Source organism: Bacillus sp. LR--39 (genome assembly GCF_053613335.1).
Genome location: NZ_JBSIOT010000004.1, coordinates 120,985 through 137,057 on the forward strand (window position 1 = coordinate 120,985; position 16,073 = coordinate 137,057).

13 protein-coding genes are annotated in these 16,073 nt (G+C 49.3%); 9 read left to right on the forward strand and 4 right to left on the reverse strand.

Annotation, left to right across the window (positions count from 1 at the left end):
* Positions 1 to 9: 9 nt before the first annotated feature.
* The 3 genes from ACWHAR_RS17550 to ACWHAR_RS17560 are packed head-to-tail and all read left to right on the forward strand — an operon-like array spanning position 10 to position 3,064.
* Positions 10 to 921 carry a putative nucleotide-diphospho-sugar transferase gene (locus ACWHAR_RS17550; protein WP_032872469.1) on the forward strand — a complete coding sequence of 304 codons (912 nt, stop codon included), beginning with the start codon at positions 10 to 12 and terminating at the stop codon, positions 919 to 921.
* Positions 922 to 949: 28 nt separating this feature from the next.
* Positions 950 to 2,110, forward strand: coding sequence for a glycosyltransferase family 2 protein (locus tag ACWHAR_RS17555; RefSeq protein WP_032872467.1), 1,161 nt, complete (start codon positions 950 to 952; stop codon positions 2,108 to 2,110).
* A 15-nt stretch (positions 2,111 to 2,125) separates the two neighbouring features.
* Entirely contained in the window at positions 2,126 to 3,064 is a 939-nt protein-coding gene (locus ACWHAR_RS17560; RefSeq protein ID WP_032872465.1) for a putative nucleotide-diphospho-sugar transferase, read from the forward strand.
* 29 nt (positions 3,065 to 3,093) lie between these two features.
* Here the strand turns inward: ACWHAR_RS17560 and ACWHAR_RS17565 are convergent, their stop codons facing one another.
* Both ACWHAR_RS17565 and ACWHAR_RS17570 read right to left on the reverse strand, forming a co-directional pair.
* A complete protein-coding gene (locus ACWHAR_RS17565) occupies positions 3,094 to 4,323 on the reverse strand; it encodes an MFS transporter (RefSeq protein WP_032872463.1) in 1,230 nt (409 codons plus the stop codon).
* Between the two features lie 117 nt (positions 4,324 to 4,440).
* Entirely contained in the window at positions 4,441 to 5,826 is a 1,386-nt protein-coding gene (locus tag ACWHAR_RS17570) for an amino acid permease (RefSeq protein WP_032872461.1), read from the reverse strand.
* Positions 5,827 to 6,070: 244 nt separating this feature from the next.
* Here ACWHAR_RS17570 and ACWHAR_RS17575 point away from each other — a divergent pair, with 244 nt between their 5' ends.
* The 3 genes from ACWHAR_RS17575 to ACWHAR_RS17585 all read left to right on the forward strand — a co-directional run bounded on the left by ACWHAR_RS17575 (position 6,071) and on the right by ACWHAR_RS17585 (position 9,426).
* Positions 6,071 to 7,528 (forward strand): aldehyde dehydrogenase family protein, encoded by a 1,458-nt coding sequence (locus ACWHAR_RS17575; protein ID WP_032872459.1) that lies wholly within the window; start codon positions 6,071 to 6,073, stop codon positions 7,526 to 7,528.
* A 465-nt stretch (positions 7,529 to 7,993) separates the two neighbouring features.
* The gene (locus tag ACWHAR_RS17580; protein ID WP_370466150.1) at positions 7,994 to 8,398 is read left to right on the forward strand and encodes a methyl-accepting chemotaxis protein; all 405 of its coding nucleotides are present in this window, start codon (positions 7,994 to 7,996) and stop codon (positions 8,396 to 8,398) included.
* A gap of 128 nt (positions 8,399 to 8,526) precedes the next feature.
* Entirely contained in the window at positions 8,527 to 9,426 is a 900-nt protein-coding gene (locus ACWHAR_RS17585; protein ID WP_032872457.1) for an SDR family oxidoreductase, read from the forward strand.
* 47 nt (positions 9,427 to 9,473) lie between these two features.
* Here ACWHAR_RS17585 and ACWHAR_RS17590 read toward each other — a convergent pair whose 3' ends face one another.
* Entirely contained in the window at positions 9,474 to 10,541 is a 1,068-nt protein-coding gene (locus tag ACWHAR_RS17590; protein WP_007609987.1) for a glycosyltransferase, read from the reverse strand.
* 158 nt (positions 10,542 to 10,699) lie between these two features.
* Here ACWHAR_RS17590 and ACWHAR_RS17595 point away from each other — a divergent pair, with 158 nt between their 5' ends.
* The 3 genes from ACWHAR_RS17595 (at position 10,700) to ACWHAR_RS17605 (ending at position 14,450) form a co-directional block, all read left to right on the forward strand.
* Entirely contained in the window at positions 10,700 to 12,589 is a 1,890-nt protein-coding gene (locus tag ACWHAR_RS17595) for an ABC-F family ATP-binding cassette domain-containing protein (RefSeq protein ID WP_032872455.1), read from the forward strand.
* Between the two features lie 190 nt (positions 12,590 to 12,779).
* Complete coding sequence (locus ACWHAR_RS17600; protein WP_032872453.1) at positions 12,780 to 13,202, forward strand: MerR family transcriptional regulator; 423 nt, start codon at positions 12,780 to 12,782, stop codon at positions 13,200 to 13,202.
* Between the two features lie 63 nt (positions 13,203 to 13,265).
* Positions 13,266 to 14,450 carry an MFS transporter gene (locus ACWHAR_RS17605; RefSeq protein ID WP_032872451.1) on the forward strand — a complete coding sequence of 395 codons (1,185 nt, stop codon included), beginning with the start codon at positions 13,266 to 13,268 and terminating at the stop codon, positions 14,448 to 14,450.
* Between the two features lie 43 nt (positions 14,451 to 14,493).
* Here ACWHAR_RS17605 and ACWHAR_RS17610 read toward each other — a convergent pair whose 3' ends face one another.
* Positions 14,494 to 16,050, reverse strand: a complete 1,557-nt coding sequence (locus tag ACWHAR_RS17610; protein ID WP_012117051.1) for an ABC-F family ATP-binding cassette domain-containing protein — start codon at positions 16,048 to 16,050, stop codon at positions 14,494 to 14,496.
* Between the last annotated feature and the right edge of the window lie 23 nt (positions 16,051 to 16,073).

Below are 16,073 nucleotides of genomic sequence, written 5' to 3' on the forward strand. Positions count from 1 at the left end.
GAGAAAGACGTGACAAGCGCATATTGCACAGTTTTATCAAAAGGAAGGCTGTATCAGGCTATCGCTTTGTTCGGCTCATTGAAAGCGGTTCAGGCGGACGCCCCCATTTTTACTTTGTGTATGGATCAAGACACCTATGACGTGCTTCAGGCAATGCGGCCGGATAATGTCACCTTGATTCAGGTGTCCGCACTGGAAAATGAGGAGCTCCTTGAACTGAAGCGGACGAGGGATCAAAGCGAATACTGCTGGACGGTGAAGCCGGTATTTCTCGAATTCGTGCTGGACGGACATCCGGTATTAGAGCGTGTCACTTACATTGATGCCGATTTGTTTTTCTTCGCTGATCCGCGCGCGATTTTTGACAATCAGCCGGATTGTTCGGTGCTTCTGTCACGGGGTGATATCGTCATTCCCTCATTTGAAAAACAGGAAATCGACATGCTGCAGCGTCTTTTAGGCCGGTATAATTCCGGTTTTCTCAGCTTCAAAACCGACAGTGCCGGCACAGATTGTCTCAGATGGTGGAAAGAACGCTGCCTTGAAGAATGCAAAAATGCGCCGGGCGAAGGAAAATTCGGAGATCAAGGCTACTTGGATTACATGTCCGGCCTGTTCCCGAATGTGTGTGACATCACCACGCCCGGCGTGAATATCGGACATTGGAATTACGGCCGCCACACATTTTCATGGAAGGACGGACGTCTTGTGCTTGAAGACGGAAGTCCGCTGATTTTCTATCATTTCAGCGGATACCGGATCATTACAGCCGGCGACATTCGGCAGATTCATGAGACGGACCGGACCGATCTGCCGTTTGTCCATCAGCTTTATCAGGACATTCTGAAGCGGGTGATCGGGACGGTCAGCGCCGTCTGCCCGGAGTTCAGCGGCTTTGCATCTGAGGATGATAACAAATAAATGATCATATACAGGAAGTGAACGAAAAGTGAAGGCAAGCGTCATTGTTCCCGCATATAATTCCAAGGAGAGGCTTTATAACAGCCTGCTGTCCCTGAATGAACAGGAATGCACAGAGCCGTTCGAAGTGATTGTGGCTGACAACGGTTCGGAAGACGGAACCTTATCCATGCTGGAATCATTCAGCGCGAATTTTCCGCTGATTTTTGTGAGAATTAAAGAAAACAGAGGAATCGCTTACGGCCGGAATCAGGCGGTCCGCAATGCCAGAGGCGATATTTTGATCTTCCATGACAGCGATATGCTTGCTGAAAAAGATTTGGTGGCGAAGCATATCAAGGCTCATGAGAACCGGGACGATCTTGTCGTATGCGGTATGTTCTGGAAGCGGATTTACAGCTTTTATTATGACCGTTTTGAAAAAGAGCATAAGGAAAAACTCGCCGAACTGTATGAAGAGCTGCCGGGCGATAAAGAGCCGCTCCTTGATGAAAGTGACATCAGAGACGGAAGTTTTCTTGACCAATGCTTTGATTTAGATACCGACTTTATCCGTGTGCTGAAAAGCATTTTGGAAAAATACGGAGATGATTTGAACGGCTACCGTCTGCCGTGGCGTTTTTTCATTACGAACAATTCGTCAGTCAAGAGAAAGCACGTGGCAGATCTCGGCCTGTTTGATGAGGGCATCGTCAGATACGGTTTTGAAGATTATGATCTCGGCATCAGGCTTCATCAGTCGGGAATGAGATTTCAGCTGCGGCGCGATATCATGAGCGTCCATCAGGAGCATCCGAGCAACTGCGCTTCCGTTGATGACATCAGGGCGAATATCGCGTACATGTGCGACAAGTACAATGACATTCATTCGCTTGACGTGCACCTCGCGTTTAACGGCCCGTTTGACGCGGAGTTAACCAACAGCATGATGGCAGACATCGAAGTGCTGCTTGATTATGAGAAATATGAAAGCCTGCTGCACATTTTTCTCGAGCTGCTGCACGCGGTTAAAGACCGCAACCTCGACCCGGACTGGAAGACGAAAAGCCCGCGTATCACGGCGAACAGCTTCAATCTGCCGGAGGTCGGAAAGCTTTTGGCAAAAGCGGAAAAAAAGCTGGGCGTCACGCACTTTGCAAGGGCGTTCAAAGCGCTGGCTGCTGATTTACTGCATGTGGATCTTAAATAAATTGGATGTGATATGGTGAGTAAATATCATTTTTCAACCATTGTTTCCAGAACGCATATCTTTAAACTGATGCCGATGATTCATTCTCTCCATGAGCATTGCCGGGATTTTCATCTGTATGTGCTGTGTGTCGATCAGAAAGCGTACGAACTGCTTCAGCAGGTGCCGTGGGAACATGTCACGGCGGTTCAGCTCCATGAAATGGAGGACCCGGAGCTGCTTGAAGCAAAGGGCGGCCGGACGTTTCATGAATATTGCTGGACGCTGAAGCCGGCATTTCTGTTCCATGTGATGACAGAGTATGATGAAGCCGAATATTTTGCCCACTTGGACACCGATCTCTTTTTCTTCTCAGATGCGGGCGAGCTGTTTGCGGAAAAGCCGGATGCTTCCCTTTTTCTGACGGATCACCGCAATTCAGAACGGTTTGCGTCTTATTACAAGCTGACGGGGCAGTACAACACCGGGTTTGTCGGCGCGCGGAATACCGGGGAAGCGTATCGGGCGGTCTGGCAGTGGAGACAGGATTGCATCTCCTATTGTACGGTGGAGATGAATGAAGAAAAAAAGACATACGGTGACCAAAGGTATGTTGAAAAGTGGCCCGCGCAGTTTGAAGACGTTCATGTCACGGAGTCGATCGGCGCGAATGCGGCGCTGTGGAATATTGAGCAATATGACGTCAGCCTGCGCGACGGGGCTGTATATGTCAATGACACCCCGCTGATGTTTTATCATTTTTCAGGCTTTACGCTCGTCACGGAGAACGAATTCAATCTGTGCTGGTACTATCACATTGATGACGAGGCGACAGTCAATATGATTTACGTGCCGTACATCAAAAACGTAAAAAAATGGATTGATGAAATTCAAAAAGCGTTTCCTGATTTCAGAGACGGGTTTATTCCGAAATATGCGGTTCCTGACACTCATTTTTATACGGTTGAAACATAAAATCCCTGCCGAAAAGGCAGGGATTATTTTTATGAATGCCATTCTTTTAATGTTTTGTCGCTCGGCAGGACAAAGGCGAGCAGACCTAAAACGGGCAGAAAGGCGACGGCTGTCATGGTCGGCGTCAATCCTGCTGAATCAATAAGAGCTCCGAGCGCAACGGCTCCGATCGCGCCCATTCCGAAGGCGAGCCCGACCGTAAGCCCTGACATTGTTCCGATTTTGCCGGGAACAAGCTCCTGCGCGTAGACAACCGTCACGGAGAAGCTGGACATCAGAACAACACCGATCAGCGCCAGTACGCCATAGGCGATGACAGGCCCCGCAAACGGAAGAAAAATCGTCAATGGAGCCGATGCTATCATCGAAACGATGATGACGTTCCGCTTTCCGAAACGATCTGCAAGCGGCCCGCCGAGAAACGTTCCGACAGCTCCGAAAAATAAAAAGACGAAGATGTAGCTCTGTGCCTGCTGAATGCTGACATGATAGGCATTCATCGCATAGAACGTATAAAAGTTGCCGATCGCGCTCACATACCAGGAGCGCGCGAAAATTAAGAAGATAATCATGATAAGGGCGAGAATAATCGGTTTTGTAATCACGGTCTGCACAGCGGAGGCCGGTGATTTTTTACTTACGGCGCGCAAATGAATCAGGCGGCCTTTATACCATTTGGCGATATAAATGAGAAACAGCACAGCGACTGCGGCGACAAGCGTAAACCAGACAGAGCCGAATTGACCGAGCGGAACGAGAATCAGCGCGGTAATCAAGGGTGCCATCGCCTGGCCGGTATTCCCTCCGACTTGGTAAATCGATTGCGCCAAGCCGCGCTTTTCGCCAGCGGCCATGTAGGCGACACGCGATCCTTCAGGATGAAAGACGGCGGAGCCAAGGCCGATAAAAAAGACACAGCATAAAATCGTCAGAAAAGACGGGGCGAACGCGAGACCTAAAATGCCGAGCATGCTTGCGGTGAGTCCGAGCGGCAAAGCATACGGCATCGGGCGTTTATCTGTATACCAGCCGATGACGGGCTGCATCACGGAAGACACCATATTCAGCGTAAAGGCGATCATTCCGAGCTGCGTAAATGTAAGATTCATGGAACGTTCCAAAATCGGAAACATCGCCGGAATCACCGCTTGCAGTGAATCGTTCAGCAGATGACAGATCCCGATAATGAACAAAATAGAATACATGGTTGTCTCGGGACGATGGACAGGTTTTTCTTTAAGCGGGGCGGCAATTGCCAAAGTGATTCTCCTCCTTTTTATGTAAACGAAGCATACACCATATTATTCATAAGGTGAATGAATTATCAAGTGCAAAAAAGGCTCTTCTTTCTCAAACAGAAAAAAGAGCCTCCCTTTTTATTTATTTAACAAACTGTGTTTTCTCGAATACATCATATAAACGACGATCCCGGCGGCGATCCAGATGACAAAGGCGAGCCATGTCACGCCCGGCAGGCTGCTTGCGAGATACAGGCATAAGCATGCGCTGATGATCGGCACAAAAGGCACGAAAGGAACACGGAAGGAAGATTTGATCTCCGGATGTTTCTTTCTTAAAACGATGACGGCGATCGCAATGACCGTAAAGGCCGCCAAGGTTCCCATATTGACGAGATGCGCCAAGGTTCCCAGATCAATAAAACCCGCGATCCCGGCAGCAGCGATCCCCGTCACCCATGTGTTTTGAAACGGTGTTTTAAAACGCGGGTGAACCTTGGAAAACATGCGTGGCAAAAGGCCGTCTCTGCTCATCGCAAATGTAAGGCGCACCTGAGCGTAAAGCAGAGCGAGCATCACCGTTGTAATCCCGATAATCGCGCCGACGGAAATAATGCCTGCTATCTTGTTCTGGCCGACAAATTGGAGTGCGAAAGATACCGGATCTCCGACATTCAGCTTGGTGTACGAAAGCATTCCCGTCAGGACGAGCGATACCGTAATGTAAAGGATGGTGCAGATGGCGAGCGCGCCGATGATTCCGACCGGCATTGATTTCTGCGGGTTTTTCACTTCTTCCGACGCGTTTGACACGGCATCAAATCCGAGATACGCGAAGAAAACGGTCGCGGCGCTCGTGATGACGCCTTTCATTCCGAACGGCATAAACGGCGACCAGTTTTCCGGTTTCACGTAGCCGAAACCGACGATGATAAACAGCAGAATGATCGCAATTTTCATCAATACAATGACATTGTTAAAGCGGGTGCTTTCTTTCACGCCCCTTGAAACAATCGCGGTAATGACCAAAATAATGATAACGGCCGGCAGGTTGAACACGGCACCCGTTTTGCTGCCGGGTGCGGCGGTCAGCGCCTCCGGAAGATGCAGCCCGAAGCCTGCAAGAAGCGACTGGAAATAGGATGACCAGCCGGTTGCGACGGCGGCGAGCGCGATGACATATTCAAGCATTAAGTCCCATCCGATTAAAAACGCGAGACACTCCCCGAGAGTGACATATGAATACGTATATACGCTGCCTGAAATCGGAATGGATGAAGAAAATTCCGCATAACAAAACGCGGCGAGCGCGCAGGCAAGGCCCGCGAGCACAAACGACAGAATCAAAGCCGGTCCTGCGCCTGTCGCGGCCACAGTCCCGGTAATCACAAAAATCCCCGTGCCGACAACACAGCCGATTCCGAGCAAAACCAAGTCAAAAGCGCTTAACGAGCGGGACAGGCTGGTCTGTTTGCTCTGGGCCTTTAAGTCGGCCAGCGGCTTTTTCCGAAATAGTAAAGACATATGGGTCCTCCTGAAAATTCATAATATTCTTATCATTATATACACTGACGTTTGTATTATATTGTCGAAATTTCTCGCAGTCAATTAAAGAATTTTCCACTTTAAAAGGACAAAGCTAAAAAGCGTCGATGCGCGGAAGGAACGGGAATTTTATTGTGAAATAGTTCAATTTTCTCACCTTAAGACCGATACAAAAGATGACTCATCAACTAATTTCAAGTTTCGGTGAAAGGGAGATGTTTACATGTTTCAATATGAAGAACTAAATAAGCAGTTTATCGGCGGCCGATGGAGGGATGGAAGCAGCCGGAACGTATTGGAAAACAGAAATCCTTATACTCAAAAAGTCATCACCTCATTCCAAAAAGCGACGTCTGATGATGTGGATGCGGCATATCGCGCCGCGGCTCTTGCGAAACAAGAATGGGACAAAGTAAACCCTTTTAAAAAGCGGGCCATTTTGGAAAACGCCGTTTCTTTCATTGAAGAGCACGAAGAAGCGATTATTTACTTAATCATGGAGGAGCTTGGCGGAACACGGCTGAAGGCTGAGTTTGAAATCGGACTTGTCAAAAATATGATAAAAGAAGCCGCAACATTTCCGGTGCGGATGGAAGGGAAAATTCTCCCGTCCACGATTGACGGAAAAGAAAACAGACTGTACAGAATACCCGCCGGAGTCGTGGGGGTGATCAGCCCGTTTAATTTCCCGTTTTTCCTTTCGATGAAATCTGTTGCGCCGGCACTCGGCGCGGGGAACGGCGTCGTGCTGAAGCCTCATGAAGAAACACCGATCTGCGGCGGAACGCTTATCGCGAAAATTTTTGAAGCGGCCGGCGTACCGGACGGGCTGCTCAATGTTATCGTGACAGATATCGGGGAGATCGGCGACAGCTTTGTTGAGCATCCCGTGCCGCGGATTATCTCATTTACAGGCTCAACCGGAGTGGGCAGCTATATCGGACAGCTTGCAGTCAAACACTTTAAAAAACCGCTGTTGGAGCTTGGCGGAAACAGCGCGCTGATCGTGCTTGAGGATGCTGATCTTGAATACGCCGTCAATGCGGCCGTATTCAGCCGGTTTACGCATCAAGGCCAGATCTGTATGTCGGCGAACCGCGTGCTCGTTCACACATCTGTATATGACAAATTTACAGAGCTTTACGAAGCGAAAGTGTCATCGCTGAAAGTCGGCGATCCGATGGACCCTGATACGGTTATCGGTCCTTTAATCAATGAGAGGCAGGCGGAAGGTCTGAGACGGTCTGTCGTAAAAGCGATAGAAGAGGGAGCGGTTCCGGTGCTGTCCGGCCGATTCAGCGGAACGGTCGCTGAGCCCGTCATTTTAAAAGATGTGAAACCTGAGATGAGCATCGCGAAGGAGGAGCTGTTCGGACCGGCCGTCTGCATCATGCCGTTTGAAACGGAGGATGAAGCGGTAAGCATCGCAAACGCGACACCGTTCGGTTTAAGCGGAGCCGTGCATACGGCAAACGTTGAGCGCGGCGTTGAGTTTGCTAAGCGGATCGAAACCGGCATGATTCACGTCAACGATACGACCATTAATGATGAACCGAACGTCGCGTTCGGCGGCGAGAAACAATCAGGTCTCGGCAGGCTGAACGGCGAATGGAGCCTTGAAGAATTCACCACGCTGAAATGGATTTCGGTTCAGCATGAAAAACGGCAATTCCCATATTAAGAAGGAGTGAAAGAAATGAGTATACAGACGGAGCAGCAAACGCACAGCCTGCTTGACGCTTTTGTCAAAGTTGCGCCTTTTTTAAACAGCCTGATCCAAGATGACATCACCATCGGAATTTATGATACAGAAAAATTAATCGTGAATATTCCGGCTAAAACGTTTTCTCTTAATGTAAAGCCGGGAGACCCGCTGCAAAAAGGGGACATCATTACAGACGCGATCCGCATGAATCAGAAGAAGACAAGCATGGTGCCGAAAGAGCTGTTCGGATTTCCGCTGATCGCCAGAGCGATTCCGCTTCACGATGAAAACGGAAAAGTCATCGGCGGCGTCGGTCTCGGCACCAGCCTTGAAAAATCAGCCAAGCTTCACGATGTCGCTGAAAGCCTGTCCGCCGTCGTGGAACAGACCGCTTCGGCCATCGCGGATATCTCAGAATCCATCAGCGGTTTCTCAGCACAGATGACCGGGATTTCCACTCAGGCGAAACAAGTCAGTGAAAGCGCGGGAGAAATCGCCGACATTTCCGTCACTGTCAAGGGCATCTCGGATCAAAGCAATCTGCTCGGTTTGAATGCGGCCATTGAAGCCGCGAGAGCAGGAGAATCCGGCAAGGGCTTTTCCGTGGTGGCGGATGAGATCCGCAAGCTTGCCACTCATTCAAAAGACAACGTCGGCCAAATTGACCAGATTACGAAAAAAATCCACAGCCTGCTGAAAGGGCTGGAGGACTCTATTGAATCCATCAACCAGAACACAAACGGCCAAGCGGCGGCGGTTGAACAAATTTCTGCAACGATGCAGGAAATTTCGGGAAGCGCCCAGCATTTAGCGAAAATGGCTGAAAACGTACTCGGAGAATCATAAAAAAAGGGAGCTTACGGGCTCCTTTTTTGTTTTCCCTTTATCAATCGGAAACTGCACTTACACGTTTGATCCGTCATGCTCAGGGGTACACATACGAATACATCACCAATGATAAAGGAGAGTCTTGTATGTCTGATGCAAATCTGCACAACCCGCTGACGAAATATGATCATGATGAATTTCCAAAACAATATCAAGAACCGCCCGGTTTGCAAAAAGAGATGAAGCCTGTGCCGGACTGCGGTGAAACAAGCTATAAAGGAGCCGGCAAGCTGAAGGGAAGAAAAGCCCTCGTCACCGGCGGCGATTCAGGTATCGGCCGGGCCGCCGCGATTGCTTATGCCCGGGAAGGGGCGGATGTGGCGATTAACTATCTGCCTGAGGAACAGCCGGATGCCGAAGAAGTGAAAGCGTTAATTGAAAAAGAGGGAAGAAAAGCCGTTCTGCTGCCGGGAGATTTAAGCGATGAAGCGTTTTGCGGAGAATTGGCGGAAAAAGCGTATCAAGAGCTTGGCGGTCTTGACACGCTCGCTCTTGTCGCCGGCAAACAGCAGGCAGTGGATGACATCAGCAATCTTGCCACAGAACAAATCTATCAAACATTTGAAGTCAACGTATTCTCGCTGTATTGGCTCGTCAAAGCCGCGCTTCCGTATCTGCCGGAAGGCGCGTCTATTATCACGACAACGTCCGTAGAAGGGTATAATCCAAGCCCGATGCTGTTGGATTATGCCGCGACGAAACATGCCATTATCGGTTTTACCGTCGGCTTAGGAAAGCAGCTGGCGAATAAAGGAATCAGAGTCAACTCGGTAGCGCCGGGGCCGATCTGGACGCCGCTGCAGATTTCGGGAGGACAGCCCGGTGAAAACATTCCGAAATTCGGCAAGGAAACACCGGCCGTCCCATTAAAGCGTGCCGGACAGCCGGCGGAGCTTGCAGGGATTTATGTCTTTTTGGCCTCAGAAGAATCGAGCTATGTGACATCCCAAATTTACAGTGTAAGCGGAGGAATTCCGACAGCGTAATCAATAAGGAGCTGCCCTACATACGGGGGCAGCTCTTTTTTTTGATGTTATGTGCCGAGCACGTTTTGATTATACAGGACACTCGGGTGTGACGGATGATAGGAGGCGGCTTTGTCGTTATGAATCTTCGCTTTTTCTCTGTCGCCGAGCTGCCAGTGGCAGACGCAGAGCTGCAGATGGGGATACCAGGTGGAATATTCGAGCTGGGTAAAGCCTGCATCACTGCTTTTGGCGGATAAGGCGAGCTCATACCAAAACACGCCCTGCCGGTATTGCCGTTTCTCCGCAAAATAGTCGCCGAGCCTGCAGCAGAACTCCGGCCGCGGACAATCGATCAGAAATGATTTTAAGAGAGACGTCATGGCGGCCTCTTCATGGCCGACCGCCCTGTAGCAATCGGATAGATATTGGCACGTTCTGATCTCGTCTTCGATCCAGCACTGTTTTGTGGAAAGAAAATGGTGATAATACGTGATGGCGCGCTGATACTGGCCGTGATCCTTTAATTCATTCGCGAAGTAAAACAAATCGCGCGGTGTCATCGTTTCACTGTTTTCCGCCATTTTCTCATAAATCTTCAAGTTGCGGTCTGAGGGAGGCGAGTGCTTTTTCTCGGATTTCCGGTGTGTGACGGCAATATCGGTTTCTATGATGTTTCCGTATACTTCAAGATACTCATGCACGGCTCCGATCCAGCGGAACCCTTTTTCACGCTTGACGAGTCGGTTGCGGCGGTATCTGAAGCTGACCTCTCCCCGAGCATCAAAGCCGACGTGATAATACATGGATACCGCGTCCACCTCTTTTGAAAGCGACGCCTTCAGTTCAATCAGCTTTTCACGGTCCTTTTCCGTCAGTATATCGTCGGCGTCCAGCCACAGAATATAATCCATTTCCGCTTTCGAAAACACAAAATTACGGGCGGCCGCAAAGTGATCGATCCATTCAAAATCATAAATCTTATCCGTATAACGGGCCGCGATTTCTTTCGTCCGGTCGGTCGAGCCCGTATCAGCAATCACAATCTCATCCGCAATGTCTTTGACGGAATCAAGACAGCCCGCAAGCACTTCCTCTTCATTTTTCACGATAACGCACAAACTGACGCTGATCATGTCATCACCTCTTCACCTCCAGTGTATAAAAGGAGAGGCGGAAACATTCTTCGGACAAAATGATCTCTTCCAAGAAATTTGTCTGTCCTTTTACTAGTTTTATTCCAGCGCCTGATTTAAAATGAACACATGAACTTACGTGAGGATTGATAGGGACCATGAGCATCATAAAAGCGGAAAACCTTTATAAAACATACGGAGATAAGACATTATTCGACCATATCTCCTTTCATATTGAAGAGAATGAAAGAATCGGTTTAATCGGCCCGAACGGAACGGGGAAGTCTACGCTTCTGAAAACCATTGCCGGCCTTGAATCAACGGAGGAAGGCGAGATTACGGCTTCAGGAAGCGTGCATATTGAGTTTTTGCATCAGGACCCTGAGCTTCCGGCCGGACAAACCGTACTTGAGCATATTTATTCCGGCGGATCAGCCGTCATGAGAACGATGAGAGAATACGAAAAAGCGCTTCAGGCGCTGAATGAAGAACCGGAAAATGACCAGCGCCAGAAACAGCTGCTTGATGCGCAGGCCCGAATGGACGTGAATGATGCGTGGGAGGCGAATACGTTAGCCAAAACGGTTTTAACCAAACTTGGCGTCACCGATCTGATGAAGGATGTCAGCGAGCTGTCCGGCGGCCAGAGAAAGCGCGTCGCGATTGCGAAAAACGTCATCCAGCCGGCTGACCTGCTCATTTTGGATGAACCGACAAACCACTTGGACAATGAAACGATTGAATGGCTGGAAGGCTACTTATCGCAATATCCGGGCGCCGTTATGCTTGTCACGCACGACAGATATTTTCTGAACAGGGTGACGAACAGAATTTACGAGCTTGAGAGAGGCAGCCTTTATACGTATAAAGGAAACTATGAAGTATTCTTGGAAAAACGGGCCGAACGGGAAGCGCTGGCGGAGCAGAAAGAAACAAAACGTCAAAACCTCCTGCGCCGCGAATTGGCGTGGCTCAGAAGAGGGGCGAAAGCGCGCTCGACGAAACAAAAAGCGAGAGTGGACAGAGCGGAGGCGCTCAAGGAGCAAAAAGGGCCGGCAGTCTCCGGATCACTCGATTTCGCGATCGGCTCACACCGTCTCGGAAAACAGGTGATCGAAGCCGATAACGTCACCATTACCTATAACGGCCAAGCGCTGATCAGCCGGTTTAATGAGCTTGTCATCCCGGGGGAACGAATCGGCATCATCGGGCCGAACGGAATCGGAAAAACGACACTTTTAAACAGCCTCGCCGGCAGAATTCAGCCTGACAGCGGCAATATCACCATCGGGCAGACGGTCCGGATCGGCTACTACACCCAGGACCACAGCGAAATGAACGGCGATATGAAAGTCATTGAATATATAAAAGAGACGGCTGAAATCGTCAAAACGGCGGAAGGCGATGTCATCACCGCGGAACAAATGCTTGAGCGTTTTCTGTTCCCGCGTCCGATGCAGCAGACGTATATCAGAAAGCTGTCGGGCGGGGAAAAGCGCCGTCTGTACTTGCTGAATGTACTGATGCAGGAACCGAATGTGCTGTTTTTAGATGAGCCGACCAATGATCTGGACACGGAAACATTAAGCGTGCTCGAAGATTATATCGAACAGTTCCCAGGCGTCGTCATCACCGTATCCCATGACCGCTATTTCCTTGACCGCGTCATTGACCGCCTGATCGTATTTGAAGGACAAGGTGTCATTTCCCGTTTCCAAGGTTCGTACAGTGAATACATGGAACACGCAAAAGCGAAGAAGACGGCGGTAAAACAGCCGGCCGAAGAGAAAAAGGCGGAAGAAGAGCCGAAGAAAAAGCGCAAAAAGCTTTCATATAAGGATCAGATCGAATGGGACGGCATCGAAGACAAAATCGCCGGCCTTGAAGAAAAGCATCAGCGTCTGGAAGCGGAAATCGCTGAAGCGGGAAGTGATTTCGGAAAGATTCAAGAACTGATGGCCGAACAGGCAAAAACGGCTGAAGAGCTTGAAGCGGCGATGGAGCGCTGGACCGAATTGTCACTGATGATTGAAGAACTTGAGAATTAAGAAAAGCCGGTACGGCCCCCGAGAAGATGGCGGGTCATACCGGTTTTTTTTATCTAACACAGATGTTTCCCGGCGCTTTAAAGACAAACGTTTTGTCCAAACCAAGTTTATCAGGCATAAAAAGTTTACGTTTACGTTAAGGTTCAAATGGTGTATAATAGAAACAGATACGACAAGAGGGGGATTCACCTTGGAATGGATGAAGATTGATCAAGTTGCCAAGCGAAGCGGATTGACAAAACGAACCATTCGTTTTTACGAGGAGATTGGTTTGATTCCTGCTCCTAAACGGACAGAAGGCGGCGTCCGGCTTTACTCTGAAGATGATATGGAGGAGCTCGAAAAAGTAACCAGCACAAAAGAAGTGCTCGGTTTTTCCCTTCAGGAGCTTCAGCAGTTTATGGAGATGAGCCGTCAGCTGGAATTAAACAAAGAGGGGTACTTGTTGTCACTGGATCCGAAGGAACGGAAAGAAAAGCTGGAAGAGATTCAGCACGCTTTGAACCACCAGCTTGAGATGATTGATGAGAAGATCAGCACATTTCAGCATTTTAAAACGCGCCTTAACGGAATGAAAGAAAAAGCTGAACGCGCCATTCAATCAATCGAATGATTTTGCTGTAAACGCTATGGATATAGCGTTTCTTTTAATGGATCAAATAGGAGGTCTGGTCAAATGGATACATCATCACAACAGAAAACAGGCTTATTCAGCCAGCCGAAAGCCGTTTGGGCGGTTGCGTTTGCCTGTGTGATTTCCTTTATGGGAATCGGTCTTGTCGATCCGATTCTTCCGGCGATCGCCGCACAATTACATGCTTCACCTAGTGAAGTATCTCTGCTATTTACAAGTTATTTGCTCGTTACCGGTTTTATGATGTTTTTCTCCGGCGCGATTTCAAGCCGGATCGGTGCAAAATGGACGCTGCTTCTCGGACTTATTTTTATCATCGTGTTTGCCGCCCTTGGCGGAAGCTCAAGTTCAATCGCTCAGCTTGTCGGCTATCGCGGCGGCTGGGGGCTTGGGAATGCTCTCTTTATTTCAACCGCGCTTGCCGTCATTGTCGGGGTATCTGTCGGCGGCAGCGCCAAAGCCATTATTCTGTATGAGGCCGCGCTCGGCTTGGGGATTTCCGTGGGGCCGCTTGCCGGCGGAGAGCTTGGCAGCATCTCATGGCGCGCTCCGTTCTTCGGAGTATCTGTCCTCATGTTCATAGCGCTTTGCGCGATTTCACTCATGCTGCCGAAGCTGCCGAAACCGGCGAAACGCGTCGGTGTGTTTGATGCGATGAAGGCGCTCAAATATAAAGGCCTTTTGACAATGGCAGTATCTGCATTCTTATACAACTTTGGATTTTTTATTTTGCTTGCTTATTCTCCGTTCGTGCTGGATTTAGATGAACACGGCCTTGGATACGTCTTCTTCGGCTGGGGGTTATTGCTGGCAATTACGTCAGTCTTTACGGCGCCGCTCTTGCACAAAGCGCTGGGAACAGTGCGTTCGCTCGTCGTTCTCTTTATCGCCTTTGCGGTCATTCTCATCGTCATGGGGATCTGGACTGACCATCAGACGTTGATCATTACGTGTATCGTTGTCGCCGGTGCTGTTCTCGGTATGGTGAATACGATCATGACAACCGCTGTGATGGGTTCTGCGCCGGTTGAACGTTCAATCGCGTCTTCAGCCTACAGCTCAGTCCGTTTTATCGGCGGTGCGCTCGCTCCGTGGATTGCGGGAATGCTGTCAGAACACTTCACCGCAAGCACTCCATATACAGTAGGCGGGATCGTCGTTTTTGTCGGCATGCTTGTCCTTCTCATGGGACGCAAACATCTCGCCGGAATAAAAGCCGGACATTAAGAAAAAAAGGAACTTCCGCATGGGCGGGAGTTCCTTTTTGTGTTTACAGCACTTTCGTCGTCCAAGATTCACAATTCCATGTTTCCGTTGCGATATCCATGTAGAACTCGGGTTCGTGGGAAATCAGCAGAATGGAGCCTTTGTATTCTTTCAGCGCGCGTTTCAGCTCTTCTTTCGCATCGACATCCAGGTGGTTTGTCGGTTCGTCAAGCACGAGCAGGTTTGTTTCTGAATTGATCAGCTTGCACAATCTGACCTTCGCTTTTTCTCCTCCGCTGAGAACGGAGACGCGGCTTTCAATGTGTTTGGTCGTCAGGCCGCATTTGGCGAGGGCGGCGCGGATTTCGTACTGGGTAAAGGAAGGAAATTCGCTCCACACTTCTTCGATGCACGTATTGTTATTGGTTTCTTTCACTTCCTGCTCGAAATAGCCCGTGTATTGATGCTCGCCCCGTTCCACCGTGCCTTCCAGCGGCTGGATTTCACCGAGCAGGCTTTTTAACAGCGTCGTTTTCCCGATGCCGTTTGCGCCGTACAGGGCGACTTTCTGCCCGCGCTCCATTCTGAGATTGAGCGGGCGTGACAGCGGAGTATCGTAGCCGATGACTAAGTCCTTCGTTTCAAAAATGAGCTTGCCTGACGTTCTCGCAGGCTTGAAATGGAATTCCGGTTTCGGTTTTTCGGCCGCCAGTTCGATCATATCCATCTTATCAAGCTTTTTCTGGCGGGACATCGCCATATTTCTCGTGCTGACCCGCGCTTTGTTGCGGGCGACGAAATCTTTCAGCTCAGCCACTTCCTGCTGCTGTTTTTTATAGGCGGCTTCGAGCTGCTGTTTTTTCACTTCGTATACTTCCATAAACTGATGGTAGTCGCCGACATAACGCGTCAGCTCCTGGTTTTCCACATGATAAATCAAATTGATCACGCTGTTTAAAAACGGAATGTCGTGAGAAATTAAGATGAACGCATTTTCATATTCCTGCAAATAGCGTTTTAGCCATTCAATATGCTGTTCATCAAGGTAGTTGGTCGGTTCGTCCAACAGAAGGATTTCCGGTTTTTCCAAAAGCAGTTTGGCGAGCAGCACTTTCGTCCGCTGTCCGCCGCTTAAATCTGTGACGTCGCGGTCAAGTCCGACATCCTGCAGGCCGAGGCCGCGGGCGATTTCTTCAACTTTGCTGTCAATCACGTAGAAATCATTGTTTGTCAGGGCGTCTTGAATGACACCGACATCTTCAAGCAGCTGCTCAAGCTCATCAGGGTCCGCTTCGCCCATTTTGTTGTAAATCTCATTCATTTCCTCTTCCATTGCAAATAAGTAATGGAACGCATCCTTCAGCACGTCGCGGATCGTTTTTCCTTTTTCAAGCACGGTATGCTGATCGAGGTAGCCGACACGCACGTTTTTCGCCCATTCAACCTTACCCTCATCAGGCTCAAGTTTTCCGGTAATAATATTCATAAACGTTGATTTACCTTCGCCGTTTGCTCCGATTAAGCCGACGTGTTCCCCTTTTAAAAGACGGAACGATACATTGTTAAAAAGCGCACGGTCACCGAAGCCGTGGCTTAAATCTTTTACGGATAAAATACTCATCATTACACCTCTATCGTTATCAG